Source organism: Aureibacillus halotolerans (assembly GCF_004363045.1).
GTDB classification, from domain to species: Bacteria; Bacillota; Bacilli; order Bacillales; family DSM-28697; genus Aureibacillus; species Aureibacillus halotolerans.
This window is the reverse complement of sequence record NZ_SNYJ01000002.1, coordinates 123,471-139,136: the sequence shown is the minus strand read 5'-3', so window position 1 is coordinate 139,136 and position 15,666 is coordinate 123,471. Positions and strand designations below refer to the sequence as shown.

16 protein-coding genes are annotated in these 15,666 nt (G+C 44.9%); 8 read left to right on the top strand and 8 right to left on the bottom strand.

Going from position 1 to position 15,666, the window contains the following annotated elements:
• Window positions 1-7 precede the first annotated feature (7 nt).
• A complete protein-coding gene (locus EV213_RS02855; protein WP_243739970.1) occupies window positions 8-1,120 on the top strand; it encodes a glycosyltransferase family 2 protein in 1,113 nt (370 codons plus the stop codon).
• Window positions 1,117-2,589, top strand: a complete 1,473-nt coding sequence (locus EV213_RS02850) for a phytoene desaturase family protein (protein WP_133578980.1) — start codon at window positions 1,117-1,119, stop codon at window positions 2,587-2,589. Before EV213_RS02855 ends, EV213_RS02850 begins: the two co-directional genes overlap by 4 nt.
• A gap of 43 nt (window positions 2,590-2,632) precedes the next feature.
• Here EV213_RS02850 and EV213_RS02845 read toward each other — a convergent pair whose 3' ends face one another.
• The 7 genes from EV213_RS02845 to EV213_RS02815 form a co-directional block, all read right to left on the bottom strand.
• Window positions 2,633-3,466 (bottom strand): phytoene/squalene synthase family protein, encoded by an 834-nt coding sequence (locus EV213_RS02845; protein WP_133578979.1) that lies wholly within the window; start codon window positions 3,464-3,466, stop codon window positions 2,633-2,635.
• Between the two features lie 14 nt (window positions 3,467-3,480).
• The gene (locus EV213_RS02840; protein ID WP_133578978.1) at window positions 3,481-4,959 is read right to left on the bottom strand and encodes a phytoene desaturase family protein; all 1,479 of its coding nucleotides are present in this window, start codon (window positions 4,957-4,959) and stop codon (window positions 3,481-3,483) included.
• On the bottom strand, window positions 4,956-6,455 hold the full coding sequence (locus EV213_RS02835) for a phytoene desaturase family protein (protein ID WP_133578977.1): 1,500 nt from the start codon (window positions 6,453-6,455) through the stop codon (window positions 4,956-4,958). Before EV213_RS02835 ends, EV213_RS02840 begins: the two co-directional genes overlap by 4 nt.
• 698 nt (window positions 6,456-7,153) lie before the next feature.
• Complete coding sequence (asnB, locus tag EV213_RS02830; protein WP_133578976.1) at window positions 7,154-8,995, bottom strand: asparagine synthase (glutamine-hydrolyzing); 1,842 nt, start codon at window positions 8,993-8,995, stop codon at window positions 7,154-7,156.
• Window positions 8,996-9,247: 252 nt separating this feature from the next.
• Window positions 9,248-10,036: an SDR family oxidoreductase gene (locus EV213_RS02825; RefSeq protein WP_133578975.1), complete on the bottom strand. Its 789-nt coding sequence runs from the start codon at window positions 10,034-10,036 to the stop codon at window positions 9,248-9,250.
• A 53-nt stretch (window positions 10,037-10,089) separates the two neighbouring features.
• Entirely contained in the window at window positions 10,090-11,508 is a 1,419-nt protein-coding gene (locus tag EV213_RS02820) for an NAD-dependent succinate-semialdehyde dehydrogenase (protein WP_133578974.1), read from the bottom strand.
• A gap of 53 nt (window positions 11,509-11,561) precedes the next feature.
• Window positions 11,562-12,467 (bottom strand): fumarylacetoacetate hydrolase family protein, encoded by a 906-nt coding sequence (locus EV213_RS02815; RefSeq protein WP_133578973.1) that lies wholly within the window; start codon window positions 12,465-12,467, stop codon window positions 11,562-11,564.
• A 111-nt stretch (window positions 12,468-12,578) separates the two neighbouring features.
• Here EV213_RS02815 and EV213_RS02810 point away from each other — a divergent pair, with 111 nt between their 5' ends.
• Genes EV213_RS02810 through EV213_RS02785 form a run of 6 tightly spaced genes read left to right on the top strand, consistent with a single transcriptional unit; the run spans window position 12,579 to window position 14,509 of the window.
• Entirely contained in the window at window positions 12,579-12,800 is a 222-nt protein-coding gene (locus EV213_RS02810) for a spore germination protein (protein ID WP_133578972.1), read from the top strand.
• Between the two features lie 24 nt (window positions 12,801-12,824).
• Window positions 12,825-13,034 carry a spore germination protein GerPB gene (locus EV213_RS02805; RefSeq protein ID WP_133578971.1) on the top strand — a complete coding sequence of 70 codons (210 nt, stop codon included), beginning with the start codon at window positions 12,825-12,827 and terminating at the stop codon, window positions 13,032-13,034.
• Window positions 13,035-13,065: 31 nt separating this feature from the next.
• Window positions 13,066-13,689, top strand: a complete 624-nt coding sequence (gene gerPC, locus EV213_RS02800; RefSeq protein ID WP_133578970.1) for a spore germination protein GerPC — start codon at window positions 13,066-13,068, stop codon at window positions 13,687-13,689.
• A complete protein-coding gene (locus EV213_RS02795) occupies window positions 13,686-13,862 on the top strand; it encodes a spore gernimation protein GerPD (protein WP_133578969.1) in 177 nt (58 codons plus the stop codon). Before gerPC ends, EV213_RS02795 begins: the two co-directional genes overlap by 4 nt.
• On the top strand, window positions 13,859-14,248 hold the full coding sequence (locus EV213_RS02790) for a spore germination protein GerPE (protein ID WP_133578968.1): 390 nt from the start codon (window positions 13,859-13,861) through the stop codon (window positions 14,246-14,248). The genes EV213_RS02795 and EV213_RS02790 overlap by 4 nt, the downstream gene beginning before the upstream one ends.
• Before the next feature lie 39 nt (window positions 14,249-14,287).
• On the top strand, window positions 14,288-14,509 hold the full coding sequence (locus tag EV213_RS02785; protein ID WP_133578967.1) for a spore germination protein: 222 nt from the start codon (window positions 14,288-14,290) through the stop codon (window positions 14,507-14,509).
• An 855-nt stretch (window positions 14,510-15,364) separates the two neighbouring features.
• Here the strand turns inward: EV213_RS02785 and EV213_RS02780 are convergent.
• Window positions 15,365-15,655, bottom strand: coding sequence for an HNH endonuclease (locus EV213_RS02780; RefSeq protein ID WP_133578966.1), 291 nt, complete (start codon window positions 15,653-15,655; stop codon window positions 15,365-15,367).
• Between the last annotated feature and the right edge of the window lie 11 nt (window positions 15,656-15,666).

Sequence of the window (15,666 nt, the reverse complement as noted above, 5' to 3'; positions counted from 1 at the left end):
TTGTGCAATGCTCCATATTCTTTTATGGGTACTGGCCGCTAGTTGTTTGTGGACAGTCATCAATAGCCTTTTCATGCCACGGTTAAAAACCAAAGCACATGAGCACCCTATTCCCTCCCTCGTCTCCATCCTTATTCCAGTAAGGAATGAAGCTCATCAAGTGGGAGCCCTAGTAACGAATCTAAAACGATTAACGTATTGGAATCTTGAAGTCATCTTCTTGGATGATCAGTCGGATGACGAGACGCTATCTCTCCTAACAGAGGCGATTCGCGATGATGAACGCTTTTCAATACGAAAAGGAGTACCAAAGCCAAATGGATGGGTGGGAAAAGTATTTGCCTGTCACCAGCTTTCACTGCTAGCAAATGGGAAATATTATCTTTACATAGATGCGGACATTCGGCTGCATCCGGAAACGGTGCAGCGTGCGCTCACTCGGCTGACGCAAAAAAAAGCAGGGCTTCTAACAGGGTTCCCTTATTGCCCTACACCGGTTATGCTCAGTCGACTGCTTGTGCCAATGCAGCACTTTCTTGTCTTGTTCCATCTCCCTCTCTTAATGGCTAATTTCTCAAATAAACCAGCTTTCACAGCAGCTCATGGAGCGTTTATGCTTTTTGAACGTGCAAGCTACAAAAGCTCAGGAGGGCATGAAGCCGTAAAGAATTCACTTGTTGAAGACGTTCATTTGGCAAGGAAAATAAAGGAGGCGGGGCATCGGGTCGTGCTAGCAAACATCGTGGCAGAGGTTAAGTGCCTGATGTATGAGCGTAATCTGGACGTTTGGAACGGTTTTATGAAAAACAGCTTTCCTGGCATCGGTAGATCTTACCCGCTCGCCCTCTTATTATGTGTCGTGTACGGCTATTTGTATATCGTTCCACTAGCTATGGTTGCTTCGGCTTTTTTAGGAGTTGTTGAGTTTCGTCTGGCAATGACAGCTCTCGTCCTCGTCTGGTTTCAGCGATGGACTGTTGATATGCAAATGAAACAATGGAATGGAAACTTTTTGCTTATGCCTTTTGCTGCGACCGCCTTCATCGCTATTCTCCTGACATCTATGGTCAGGACGATACGCCACCAAGGCTATGAGTGGAAAGGAAGGCGTTATTCATGAAAACGGATGTTGTTATTATTGGTGGTGGTCTTGCTGGATTGGTCGCTGCGATTACGCTTCAGCACGGTGGCGCGCAAGTCGTGCTTATTGAAAAAAACAATTACCTCGGCGGCAAGATGAAAGGCTATCAACTAGGAGACTATTCGTTTGATTATGGGCCAAACACCATAACGATGCCTGATGTTTTTGAACGAGTTATTACACAGACAGGCAGAGCGGCAAGCGATTATTTCAAGCTGATTAATATCCCAACCCATACGAGAAATATCCTGCCTGATGGTCGTTCTTTGGACTTTACAACATCCGTGTCGTCCATGGAAGCTCAGCTAGAGCACCTTGATCCATTTGGAGCTGCGCACTATCAATCATTTCTACAAGAGGCAACACGACTGTATCAGCTCTCAAAGGAGGCATTTTTTAGCCATGTCTTTTTTTCTTGGAAGGACATGCTTTCTCCATCGATAGGTAAAGCTTTTGCCAAGGTCAGACCAACAGAAAGTCTTTCTACTCTAACCGCGCGATACTTTAAAAATCCCAACGTTGCCAATACGTTTAATCGGTACGCAACTTACATTGGCTCCTCTCCTTACAAAACGCCTGCTACGTTTGCGCTAATTGCGTATCTTGAGCTGGTTGAAGGGGTGTATTACGCGGAAGGTGGCAACACATCCATTGCTTCAGGATATGAACGTTTGGCACGAGAGTTAGGGGTCCATATTGTCATGGAAACCGAGGTTCAGGAGCTGATCATCACGAATGGTAGAGCTTCCGCTGTGCGGACATCTACGGGGAAACAGATTGAGGGGACGCACTTCATTTTAAGTGCAGACTTGCTTGAGGCATTTCCCAGCCTTGTCAGTGAAGGCGCAAGACCAGCCTTCTCTAATGCGAAAGCCAAAGCTTTTGAACCGTCTATCTCCGCCCTCGTCTGTCTCGTTGGGACAACCAAGCCAAACGACCAACTTCTGCACCATAACGTATTCTTTCCGAGGCACTATGAAAATGAATTTAAGGACCTGTTTATCAATCAGCGCTATCCGAAGGAACCAACGGTGTACATAAGTGCCTCCAGCAAGACCGACCCAAGCAGAACCGCTCAAGGGGACAACTTATTTATGCTCATCAATGCCCCGGCGCTTTCTTCAAGCTCGCCTTCCGACACAGAGCTGCAACGCTATAAAGAAAAGGTCTATAAAGGCTTAGAAATGAAAGGTGTGCCACTGTCCGGAAGGATTGAAACAGAAAAGCTGATTACGCCAAAGGACCTTCAAAGCATGGTTGGTGCGTATCGAGGCGCCATATATGGCATGGCATCAAACCGAAAACGAGATGCTTTTTTTAAGCCATTTAATCAGGCAAAGGATATTTCAAATTTGTATTTCGCTGGTGGCTCTACCTTCCCAGGTGGTGGCTCGCCGATGGTTATTTTATCTGGAATGAATGTGGCAAAGCGATTGCTAGCTCTGTAGACAAACAAAAAAACGGAGCACAGGGGCTTCGTTTTTTTGAGGGCTACAATTGTGAAAGGATGTGTTGCTTTTCTTCGACAGTCACGTAGTGTCGCTCTGTGAACACCTGATACTTGTTTTTGCGGATTTTAGTCAGAATGGCTCGATACATATAGGCAGCCCCTTTAATCGGTGTGCGCGAGTACATCGGGTACAACGTGATTGTCGACAAGGCTTCATCATAGAGCGTTTCAGCACGCTGAGCAATGATCTCCCACACCTGTTTGAAGCCTTCTGTCGGAACATGCGAGAGTGAGAGCATATGGACATCGACATGATGCTCTTTTAACAAAGAATGAGGCAAGTACATTCGGTTTCTCTCATAATCCTCACCGACGTCTCGCAATATATTCGTCAGCTGCATCGCATTCCCTAGCTTTACAGCGTCCTCCTGCAGGAGATGCTTCGTGTCAGGCGCAATGAGGGGCAGTAACATCAGTCCAACAGACCCTGCCACATAATAGGCATACTCTTCCACAGCTTCGAGTGTGCTATAGCTTGTACCGACCACATCCATTCGTTGGCCAATGATCATATCTCTGAAAGGCTGTGGATCCATGTCAAACTGTGAAAAGACGTCTGCGAGTGCTGTCCAAATAAATCCTTCTTGCGCCTTCCCCTGCAAAAAACCTTCCAGCTTTTCCTCAAACATATCTAGAGTTTCGGGGTATTTTCCTGCTTCGTCAACGAGATCATCTGCATAACGGCAGAAAGCATATACCGCCCATACCGCTTTCTTTTGACGTGGAGGAAGCAATGAAAAGGCTTTATAGAATGTTTTAGAATGAGCCATCATTAGGTCTCTGCATGAAAGGTATGCCTGATCGACATGATTCATGTACAATTCCTCCCCTATGCGTTTAATGGTCTGCGAACAGCATCCGTCGTTTTTATATGATCGGCCAACAGCTTGGCCCCTTGCATGACAATGGGAATCCCCCCACCTGGATGGATCGACGCGCCAACTGCATATAGACCGTGAATGGGCAATGGCTTCATTTGCGGACGAAACATGCCCGATTGCTTTAGCATTGGTGCTATACCAAAGCTTCCACCCTCATACAAGCCTTCTATTTTAGCGTCTGCGGGCGTATGAATCTGTCTCCAGACAACAGCCTCTTTAAAGCCGGGAAAAGCACGTCTTTCAAGCTCTTGCTCTATTTGTTCGACAAACGCGTCCGTTTCCCTGCTCCAGTCAACAGCGTCGCTGGATGGTACAGGGACAAGGACGTAGAGCACACTGTGCCCTTTAGGGGCTAATGTATCATCGATTGCTGACGGATAAAATGTATAAAAGGAGGGGTCCGTTGGTAATCGCTTGTTTGTAAACACCTCTTGCATGTGTAATAAAAAATGGTCAGGCATAAAAAATTGATGAATTGGGGCTTCAAGCGTTTTCTCCAACCCGTAATAAAGTAAAAAACAACCGGATGATGGCACATATGATTTTGGAGATCGGCTCTTCTTCTTCATATTTCCCATAGAAACGAGGTCTTGCATTGCAGGAAGGTCTCCATTATAAATCACGGTATCATACAAGCGATCCTCTTCCTCTACGCGAACACCTCGAATCTGTTGCTCATCATGGAGAATGTTTGTCACGCGAGTCGATGTGAAAAAGCGAACGCCACGTTTCTTTAACTCTTTCTCTAAGATAGATGCCAACCGTGCGTAACCCCCTTTAACATAATAGATCCCATGTGCATGCTCACTGTAAGGGATTAACGAGTACAACGCAGGGGATTGAGCAGGATTCCCGCCAACGTATAAGGTTTGCAGGCTGTACGCATCAATAAGCTTTGGGTTTGTAAAATACTTCTTCATACGCTGACGAACCGTTTGATACGCCTTTAATTTCCAAAACGCATGCAGAATTTGCGGACGAAGGGCGTCCTTTGCACCTGAAAATGAGCGTTCGAGGAACATTTTTTTCCCGAATTGATATTGCTCCTCCATGTCTGTCATAAACCGATCAAACGAGGCCGCATCTTCAGGAAATGTCTTCATCAGCTCTTGCTGCTGTTTTCCGAGATCACTGTATTTTGTAAAGGTCGTGCCATCTGAAAAATGGATATCGTACAGCGGATCACATGGCAAAAGCTCTATTTCTTTAAGTGAAAGCCCGCCTTCTTCAAGAATGGAGAGAAGCATTTCAGGAAGCAACACGATCGTGGGTCCTGCATCAATCCGATAGTCCCCTTGTTCCAATGACCGCAATCGACCACCAACACGATCGCTCGCTTCGTAAATATCTATTGAGATGTTTTCTTTTGATAAAAGAAGCGCAGTCGTTAAGCTTCCTATGCCGCTTCCGATTATGGCGATGCTCATGAAGCTCCCACCATCTCTTTCTTATATTGACTTCGTATAGCTTTTGCGGTAATTCGAGCAGACTCCAAAATGGTAGGCAAACCACTTCCCGGGTGCGTGCCTCCACCAGTGAGCCACACGTGCTGCACCTCTTCAAAGCGGTTATGAGGGCGAAAAAACATCATTTGTGAGAGTTGATGCCCTAAATTAAATGTAGCTCCTTTATACACGTAATGTTTCTGCTCCCAATCCAACGGAGATAGCACCTTCTCGACGACAATATGCTCGCGTATACCTGTAAATGCTTCCTGCTTTTCCAACTCATCCAACACAAGGTCTCGGTAGCGTGGAGCTTCATTTTCCCAGTCAATGTCACTGATATTGTTTGGCACTGGGGCAAGGATATACATTGCCGAATGACCGTCTGGAGCGAGCGTCGAATCTGTCACGGATGGATTTTGAATATAAATGGACGGCTCTTCAGACAATACATATGTTTTTGTAATTTCTTCGACATTTTTTTTATAATCCTTGGCAAAAAGAATCGTATGATGCTCGCTCGGAAACAACTTGTCCAGTCCGAGATAGATCATAAAGGTTGAACACGACCACTTCTTCTTTTCCAATGCCTTCGGTGTATATTTTTTCACAACACCCGGTTCAAATAGGGATTCCATCGCATGGCCAAAATCTGCATTAATGACAACATCATCCGCACCGATGAAGGTCCCATCCTCTAGTACAACACCTTTTGCTACACCGTTTTCTGTCTTCACAGTCTGCACGCCACAGCCTGTGTAAATATGCCCACCAAGATCTTCAATAACGGTAGCCATCGCTTTCGACAATTGGTTTACACCACCTACAGGGTGGAAAATACCAAATTCATGCTCCATAAAAGACAGAATGGAAAAAGCGCCTGGACATTCCCAAGGGGACATACCAAGATATTTCGACTGAAAGGAAAACGCCGTCTTCACGCGTTCATCATGAAAATAATCCGAAAGGACATCGTGGACGCTTTTCCCAATCGATAGATGCGGGAGGGCTTTTAGGAATCGAAAACGCCCATAATCCAGAAAGGAGTCGTGCTTGTTTTGCAATACCGGCAAGAGGGCATACCATTTTTTTCTTACGGCGTTCATAAATTCCTCATAGCCATTGACGTCTCTTGGCGAAAACGCCTGCATTGCCGCTTTCATTTTTTGCTTATCACGATACATGACAATTGACTCATCTTGGAACACCAAACGGTACAGAGGGTCGAGCTCAATAAGCCAAAGGTAATCTTCCATTCTTTTGTCCGCTGCTTGGAAAAGCTCTTTCACGATAGAAGGCATACTTAAAAAAGTCGGTCCTAAGTCGAAAGTATAGTCGCCTATTGTTAGGGAGGCGTTTCGCCCGCCAACATAAGGCTGTTTCTCATAAATTGAGACCTTCATTCCTGCAGCTGCGAGCTGCATGCCGCACGCTAGTCCCCCTGGACCTGCGCCAACAATAACGATATGTTTCGACACTTAGTGTACGCCTCCCTTATCACTCTAAATCTATCATACGAAATTTAGGCTTCATTTACAAAATTTAATGTGTGCAAAAGCACATATTTAATTTCTATCTATTACACTTACTTCCTTATCCTTTCCCTACATTTCGCTTTTGAAAAGCTCAAATCTGTAGAAACGAGTTGCTTGCTTTGCTTATGATAATGTATTTCGAATCTACATTTAGGAGAAACGCTAAAATATTACTGGGTAAACCTTCAAGATATTGTTTGGGTCTCTTTTTATACAAGCTTCCATACGCTCGCTTTCCGCGGGCTTCTGCTGCGCCTCCTCGATCGCGTGCGCGCTCTGTGGAGTCTCGCTAGTGGCTGCTTTTCTGCTTGTGACTTATTAATTAGGTCAGTGTAAATGTAAGGAAACTTAGCCCTTAATTAAAATGTAGGTATATCCCAATATACCGGGACAAAATAAAAACACTCCACACAAAAATAATCTACGTAGACAAAATACTTATAGTCTTTCGGGAATAGCGCGAGCAAGAATCGTGCCAAGCGGTAAAGAAAACACGATGAGGTCTTTTCGAGTCGATGTTGCACTTGCGCCCTTTAAGATACAAGCGAAGTATTTTGCCGCAGTGGTAAACGAAAAAACCGCGCAGCTCGCCCGGTTCTTCGTATAGTTTGAATTGTCGATACGTCAATGATGCATTGCTATTATACGGAAATTCGTACTTGGTAATGATCCAACCAATGATTTATTTGACCGAGATGAGCTAGTAGCTGGGGGCCTTTCATGAGCTGACCAAACCAAGGCACTTTATGTGCGGATGGGTCCTGTTCAACAAGCTTTTGGACTGCATTCTTATCCAAAATCTCAAATAATGGCGCATTTGGATCTTTACAAATGGTTCGAATCCAATCCTGCATGGCATTCGTATAAGCGGGATGATGGGTTTTAGGATACGGACTCTTTTTACGATATAGCACATCATTCGGAAGAAGTCCCTCCAATGCTTTTCGTAAAATGCCTTTTTCCTGATTGCCGTACATTTTCATTTCCCAGGGAATGTTCCACACATATTCAACGAGCCGATGATCAGCAAAAGGGACGCGCACTTCAAGACTTGCACCCATACTCATTCGATCTTTCCGGTCTAACAATGTTGTCATAAACCAGAGCATATTGACGTAAAACAATTGGCGACGTTGTGTCTCCTCGTTCTTCTCCCCTTCAAGCCGCGGGGTTTCATTCACTGTTTCCATGTAGCGTTGTTGCACGTAGGCGCTTAGGTCCATATGCTTGCGGAGAGAGGCGTTTAGAAGGGATTCTCTAAGCGCAAGGGAATGCATCCAAGGGAACGTGCCTTCTCCAGATGGTCTGTGAAACCACGGGTATCCGCCAAAAATCTCATCTGCACATTCCCCTGACAGCCCGACGGTCGCTTCCTTTTTGATTTCCTTACAGAACCATAGCAAGGAGGAATCAATATCCGCCATGCCAGGCAGGTCGCGTACTTCGACGGCTTCCTTCAATAGATCTGCTAAGGTGTCATTCTTAATCACACAGCGATGGTGAACCGTCCCAAAAGCCTCTGTCATTTGTTGAATCCAAAATCCATCGCTATTTGGTTGATACGTATCGGCTGTAAAAAACGATTCATTGTCCTCATAATCGACCGAAAACGTATGCAGCGGAGGCGCGTTGTTCGCTTTATAATGATTGGCTGCAATGGCTGTGATGCTTGATGAATCCAAGCCCCCTGACAGAAAGGTCGCAAGGGGTACATCCGACACAAGTTGCCTTTCAACAGCATCAACAAACAAGGACCGTACATGTCGCGACGTTTCATGAACGTCTTCAAAATGAGACTTACTCACCACATTCCAGTACCGCTTGACCTTTAAACCTTCCTTCGTCCAAATCGCATAATGCGCTGGTCTTAACTCATTGATGTCGCGGAACACACCACTCCCTGGTGTTCTCGAAGGACCTAACGCCAACACTTCATGCAATGTGTGCAAATCGGCGACAGCTGCAACAGATGGATGGGCAAGCAACGCTTTGATCTCCGATGCAAAAATGAGCTGTGCGTCCTGATGCACGTAGAAAAACGGCTTCACTCCTAAACGATCCCTTGCACAAAATAAATGGTCGTTCTCCTCATCCCATATGGCAAAAGCAAATATACCGTTCAAGCGATCAAGACACGCTTCCTTCCATTCAATATAAGCTGTCAAGAGCACCTCTGTATCTGAATGGGAACGAAAAGTGTGTCCACGAGCTACAAGTTCCTTGCGTAGATCTTCAGTGTTGTACAGCTCTCCATTGTAAATCATAGTGTACGTGTGGTCACCGGAAACCTTATGCATCGGTTGCGCACCACCAGACAAATCAACAACAGAAAGGCGTCGATGCCCAAAACTAATATGCCCTTTGCTCCACACGCCGCTAGCATCTGGCCCACGTTTCGTTAATGTATTCGTCATGGCTTCAGTGATTTTTTGCTCCTGAGTGATATCTCGTCGCCAATCTGACCATCCACTGATTCCACACATCTATATCATCCTTTGCCTTAATGTTTTATGCCTTCTACAAGCATTTATAGTAGTCTATGTAAAAAACTAGGCAAGAATGTTTGTCCAAAGCAGTAAATGTGAGTGTGATCTGTGAGTATTGTTTTCACTATCGTGGCTTCTTTAAAGAGTAAACATTGGCTTTCGCAAAAAAGCTACCAAACAAAAAAGCCGCCAAAAGTCATTTTGTGACTTTTGAACAGCCTACTGGTCCTACCTATACACTATGTGGTTTTATAACGCCTTAACCATACCACCATCAACTAAAAAGGTTTGTCCAGTGACATAGCTGTTTCTTGCTGAACAAAGAAACGCTGCTGTTGCGGCAAATTCCTCAGGCTGACCGTATCTTCCAACTGGAATGGTTGCTTTATGAAGTTGCTGGATGTCATCGACAGAAACTGCTTGTTTATCAGCCATGGCATGCTCCAATGATTTTAAACGATCCGTTTCAATCCGTCCCGGACCTAGTGTATTAATAAGTATATTGTATTCGCCATATTCGGATGCGAGGCTTTTTGACAGCCCCATCACAGCTGTACGAAAGGTGTTTGATAAAATTAATCCGTCAATTGGCTGCTTTACTGATGAAGAGGCAATAGTAACGATTCGTCCGTATCGATTGGCTGTCATGTGAGGCAAACACGCTTTCATTGTACGAATAAAGCTCATCAAATTCAGGTCAAACGCTTGCTGCCATTGGGTATCATCCATATCAATAAAGTGCCCTGGTGGCGGCCCACCTGCATTGTTGACGAGGATATCAATCGTCCCATATTGGTCAATAACCGCCTGTACAGCAGCTTCGATGTCTTCTGGTTTTGTGACATCACATACTATGGAAGACACCTTACCTTGTGCGACCGTACGGACTTCTGCAACAGCAGCAGACAACCTTTCTTGATCTCTGCTTGTTAGAAAGACGTGTGCGCCTTCTTCTGCCAATGTCATTGCAATGGCTTTTCCTAACCCTGAGCTCGATGCCATCACTAGTGCATGTTGGTTTTTCATTTTTAAGTCCATGGATATGCAGACCGCTGATGATTGGTCTGCGTTCACCTCCTGAGTGTTAGGAATTATAGCTTAAGCGAAATGTATTTTGTCTCTAGATACGCTTCGATTCCTTCCATGCCACCTTCGCGCCCAATGCCACTTTCTTTCATTCCACCAAATGGCGCCTCTGCGGCAGAAGGTGCTCCTGAGTTCCAGCCTACAATGCCATACTCCAGCTGCTCTGCTACTCTTGTTCCGCGTGAGACATCCTTCGTAAAAAAGTAGGCTGCCAAACCAAATGGTGTTTCATTGGCTAAGCGAATGGCTTCGTCTTCTTCCTCAAATTTACGAATTGGTGCTACAGGACCAAACGTTTCATCGTGCATGATCGCCATCGATTCATCCACATTCGTCAGAACCGTTGGCATATAATAATAGCCACCATCCTGATACCCTTCACCACCTGTGCTAACCACAGCACCTTTTTCCTTGGCATCGTTCACTTGATCAACAACCTTCTCGAAGCCGTCTTTGTCGATTAGTGGGCCAATATCATTTCCTTCTAAGCCGTTTCCTAGAGACAATGTGGCGACCTTTTTCACGAACTGATCAACAAATTCGTCGTAAACGCCTGCCTGCACATAGATTCTGTTGGCACAGATACAAGTCTGACCAGCATTCCGGAATTTCGAAGCGACAGCTTGGTCGACAGCCCTCGTCACATCCGCATCATCAAATACGAGCAACGGCGCATGACCACCAAGCTCTAACGATAGATTTTTCATCGTGTCTGCCGCTTGCTTCATTAACATTTTTCCAACTTCTGTTGATCCAGTGAACGTAATCTTCCGCACCTTGTCACTCTTCATAATGACGTTAGAAAAAGCCTTTGAAGAGGCAGGGACAATGTTAACGACTCCGTTAGGGATACCAACCTCCTGGCATTGCTTCGCCAACATTAATGCTGTAAGTGGCGTTGCGCTAGGGGGCTTAATGACAATCGTACAGCCTGCGGCAAGCGCTGGTGCAAGCTTACGCGTAATCATTGCTGCCGGAAAGTTCCAAGGTGTAATCGCAGCAACCACACCGACGGGCTGCTTAATAACCTGAAAGCGTTGGTCCTCTGCTCCCCCTGGGATGCTCCGACCATAAACCCGTCGTCCTTCTTCAGCAAACCATTCTACAAAGGATGCGGCATAGGCCACCTCGCCCTTCGCTTCTTCTAATGGTTTCCCCATTTCTTTCGTCATCAGATGAGCCATCTCATCTTGCTCTTCCAGCATTTTATGATAGAGCTTTTTCAACAACACGCTACGTTCCTTTGCAGGGCGTTTGGACCAATCATTTAGAGCGTTGAATGCCGCATCAACCGCAAGCTGTGTTTCCTTTTCACTAGCACTTGCTACAGTAGCAATAACATCGCCTGTAGCAGGATTTGTAATCGTGAGCTTGTCTGCCGTATCCTCTAGCCAACCTCCGTTTATAAAAAGGGATGTCTGCATCATACCGACTCCTTCAATAGGTTTGTATGTCTATTCCACTCTAGTGCCCATTATTAAACTTCGTCTCTTACCACATTAGACAATTGCCCTATGCCTTCAACAGTGATAGTCACCACATCGCCATTCTTCAAAAAGACGGGTGGCTTCATCGCCTTTCCAACACCCGCGGGCGTTCCAGTAGCGATAACATCGCCTGGACGAAGTGTTCTTCCCTCCGACAACGTTTCAATTAATGTTGGAATATCAAAAAGCAGGTCAGATAAAACTCCCTGTTGTCTTACTTCATTATTGACCGTTGTCTTAATTGTCACCTTCTCAATGTCAGTGACTGCCCCTTTGGATACGATATAAGGACCCATTGGACAGGTGCCATCAAGGCTTTTTCCTAAGTAAAATTGCATATGCTTTTTTTGTAAATCCCTAGCCGTAACATCGTTCACAATCGTATATCCGAAGATGTGGTCGAAAGCATCCTTTTTCGCGATATTGCGACCGCCTTTTCCGATCACTAAAGCAAGCTCACCTTCGTAATCAAGCTCGGAGGTTGTTCCTTTATGAGAAGGAATGGCATCATGCGGCCCGATCACCGCATCCGGAGCTTTTGTAAAAACGACTGGAGCGTCAGGAGGTGTAGCCCCAACTGCCATTTCTTTTGCATGCTCCGCGTAGTTCTTCCCAATACATAACACATGTTTGTAAGGGCTTATGATAGGTGCATGCCACTTCACATCCTCAGGTGCATACGTGTAAAACCTGAGTGTTTGCTCATCGTATGACAACAGCTTTTCTGCAACCTCTATCGCGTTTTCATGTTCTTCCAAACATTGAAGCATTGTCATTGGTAGATGTGATTCTGGTAGAAGTGCATATGTACCTCTGCCAACATCTAATATTTTTCCATTTTCTAGTACAAGGCCTACAAAAAGTGTGTTTTCAATTTCTCCCTGCATCCATTTCATTGTTATTTCTTCTCCTTTGTTCTGTAGCTTGTTAGTAAAACACGCTAATCATATTTTGAATTTCTTTGAATATACTCTAGTCAACTTGTTTTTGAAAGTAAGGAGGACATGATGCCAGCCATTGTAGGGGCCATTAAAGTCTTGTCCATCGGGGAAGCCGGTGTCTTCCATGTCGGCGATGTTTTTTCCATTTCACCAAAAAGTGTCAGCAAAACGTTTGCCGGCGCCGGTTCGTTCAACACGGGAAACGGCTTGACTGTATCTAGCTACCTTAGTGCAACCAATACGTATGATCAGGATGCTGTCGATCAGGCAATGATCGGAAATTTGTAAAGGACTTTTAAAGGAGTGGTCTAGATGAAGTTTTATATTAACCAGACCATTGTTATTCATACAATCCGCATCGCCGGAATTAGTAATTCATCTGTCTTTCAAATCGGCAGTTCAGGTCAAATCCAGCCGCTAAGTAACCTTTACAACAGTGGTGGGTTTACTGAACCCGCTCCACTTCCAGCAGAAGAACCTGTTGTCCCCCCAGTATCTGTTCCTCTTAGACCACCAACCTAATCATACTATATGCGGCTTAAAGGAGGAAGCTATGCAGCAGTTACCATGGATGCAACGAATGCAACAGTTAGAGGCGCAACAGTTTCAAAATACGAAAGACATTCACAGAATGAAGAGGCAAATAGAAGAGCTTCAATCATCGATTGAGCAACTTCAAAAAACACCAACCACTCATATTGATAAAATTGAATATAAATTTGACCAATTGAAAATCGAAACACTTTCAGGAGCACTTTCCATTGGAATTTCACCACAGGACTTTGAAGATTTGGACGTGTCTTCTCCAGATCCCTATCGCCAAAGGCAGCCACTACAGGCATCGCAATCAACGGAACCCTATAAACAGCACCAAGCGATACACCAACAAACGATTGATATGCTAAAAAAGGATGGTCCATCCATCATTGCCGACCTTAGACAAAAGCTTGGTATTGCTGATGATCCCGAGATTACACGTCATATGATTCAAGACGTATCCGCTCAGATGCCAACGCGAATTGAATACTACATTCATCAGTTGCAAGCTGAACAAGCCGAGTTGTCAGATGAGCAGCTTCTAGAAGAGGTCAATGAGCGCGTGAGGCGTGATGTTCGCTCCGCATTCGACTTGTTTTTACGGCATTTACCAAAACAAAAGGAGGATGAAGAGGAATGACGTTTCAAGTAGTAAACTACGAGTTAAGCACTTGCCAGATTGACGTGACGTCCGTATCCGCATCTTCTCTACTGCTCGTAGGCGATGCTGAGGTGATTGCATTGTCTTCCATGTTTGACACGCCACCCGAATCATTAATTATTGGCCCGTTCGTACCTCTTACAACAAGATGATATCCCCAAGAACGTCGGTGATCACTTCCACACGTGTTCATACAGTGACATCCAGCAGTGTGTTCCAAGTCGGCGACTCTAGCCGAATCCAAGGGACTTCAAAGGTGTACGCCGTTTTACGCGAAGAAAGTCTGTTTCTTGGTAATGAAGGCGACTTTAAAGATTCTGTTTTCACACGCTCGACGCCATGGTCACAGCTCTCTCATCAAGTTGAAATGAAGCAAATGAATATGTCCCCCTACATTGCCGTAAAGCATATAAATATTTTAGGGATTGGTGCTTCATCCGTTTTTCATATAGGGTCTACGGGCCGAGTTGGGCTAGACAGCCGAATTAAGAACGTTCGTCACCTTCTTTCAGTCCCTTCGGTTCCACCATCGAGTTAATACTGCATAAGCTATGACAATAAAGGAGGACTGATTCTTTTGCCAGCGATTATCGGTGCCATAAAAATCACAACGGTCGGTGGGGGCAGTGGGGTTATCTTTGGCGATACGTTCTATGTATCACCAAAGCATTCATCAAAATCATCAAGCGGGGCAGCATCCAATGTGACCGGAGATTTTACAATCCAAAATTCATTGTTTTCCATTGTAAGCACGATTGACCCTGATGTGGCTGATCAAAACAATGTAGCCAATGCATAGGCTACAACCTTCACCCATCGGAAAATACCGTATGAAAAGAAATGCTAACCTGTTCTTAAATGTGAACGTCGCCAACTTTAACTAGTGGACATTCAGGTAACATAGATCTTATTTTATGTAGAATGAAGTGTTGTGCTTATCCTCTTACAAATTAACATTTTGAAAACATTCTCTATAGGCAAACGGCTATACGTTCGCTTTCACCCTAAAGGGTACAAGTGCATCATCGACTCAAAACTTCGTCGTGATTTCTTTGCCGCCGGGCTTCTGCTGCGCCTCCTCGAGCGTGTTCACGCTCTGTGGGGTCTCGCTTGGCTCGCTTTCCCGCTGGAGTCTCACTAGTAGCCGTTTTTGGTTTATTATTAAGAACGAATGAAATGAGAAACCGTTACCAAAATAAATTCGTGGAAGGGCACTAGTCTGTCATCTGTCTCGAATGATGAGAACAGATAGAAAATGTATCTTTCAAAGAGAAAAAGACCTCCGCGTTAGAGGACCTGCAAAAGTCTTGCTTTTGGCAAACAAGCACTTCGAACTTAAAAATCAATCCTTAGTATGAATAAAGCAGTCCATTTCCTCCTCCGAGGTGGCTGCTTTATCCGTTTTGCTTTACTATTCGTTTGGTGTTACCACTTCATCTCTGAGGTTTTGTATTCCTCGGGCACCATGTGATAGAACACTGCATGAAACGAAGTACTCTTTACAGAAATAGTATGCGTTTTGCAGTGCCTTACGTTAGAGCTCCTTATTGGTCAGTTTGCCATCTAGAACAAAAAAGAATTCATGAATGATAATGACAGCTACGTTAGATAGATCGCTTTTTATAGGCATCGTCAATTTTGACCTGCTCTCGATTTATCTTTTTTTCTTCTTTCTGCGATTGGCCGTTTTGATGGCTGGCATTCGGTCTCCTGGTTGCTTGCGTATCCATCGAATGAATTTATGCAACCGTTCTTCCGTCTGAAGCAACTCAATACTGTAATAATGTTTGGCGAGCTCTTCATTTGTAAATAGCGCATGTACTTGTTTATGGCAAGGGCGGCAAAGTGCGGCAGTAGCGCCATGAGTACCACCCTTTTCTTTTGGTGTTAAATGATGCAAGGTCGTCACGATGTCATGACGGCCACACAGCTCACATTGTGCCATACGCTTGCCTC

Coding starts and splice junctions, on each gene's coding strand:
- EV213_RS02855 (WP_243739970.1), top strand. CDS start 8: ATGCTCCATATTCTTTTATGGGTACTGGCCGCTAGTTGTTTGTGGACA.
- EV213_RS02850 (WP_133578980.1), top strand. CDS start 1,117: ATGAAAACGGATGTTGTTATTATTGGTGGTGGTCTTGCTGGATTGGTC.
- EV213_RS02845 (WP_133578979.1), bottom strand. CDS start 3,466: ATGAATCATGTCGATCAGGCATACCTTTCATGCAGAGACCTAATGATG.
- EV213_RS02840 (WP_133578978.1), bottom strand. CDS start 4,959: ATGAGCATCGCCATAATCGGAAGCGGCATAGGAAGCTTAACGACTGCG.
- asnB (WP_133578976.1), bottom strand. CDS start 8,995: ATGTGTGGAATCAGTGGATGGTCAGATTGGCGACGAGATATCACTCAG.
- EV213_RS02825 (WP_133578975.1), bottom strand. CDS start 10,036: ATGGACTTAAAAATGAAAAACCAACATGCACTAGTGATGGCATCGAGC.
- EV213_RS02820 (WP_133578974.1), bottom strand. CDS start 11,508: ATGCAGACATCCCTTTTTATAAACGGAGGTTGGCTAGAGGATACGGCA.
- EV213_RS02815 (WP_133578973.1), bottom strand. CDS start 12,467: ATGAAATGGATGCAGGGAGAAATTGAAAACACACTTTTTGTAGGCCTT.
- EV213_RS02810 (WP_133578972.1), top strand. CDS start 12,579: ATGCCAGCCATTGTAGGGGCCATTAAAGTCTTGTCCATCGGGGAAGCC.
- EV213_RS02805 (WP_133578971.1), top strand. CDS start 12,825: ATGAAGTTTTATATTAACCAGACCATTGTTATTCATACAATCCGCATC.
- gerPC (WP_133578970.1), top strand. CDS start 13,066: ATGCAGCAGTTACCATGGATGCAACGAATGCAACAGTTAGAGGCGCAA.
- EV213_RS02795 (WP_133578969.1), top strand. CDS start 13,686: ATGACGTTTCAAGTAGTAAACTACGAGTTAAGCACTTGCCAGATTGAC.
- EV213_RS02790 (WP_133578968.1), top strand. CDS start 13,859: ATGATATCCCCAAGAACGTCGGTGATCACTTCCACACGTGTTCATACA.
- EV213_RS02780 (WP_133578966.1), bottom strand. CDS start 15,655: ATGGCACAATGTGAGCTGTGTGGCCGTCATGACATCGTGACGACCTTG.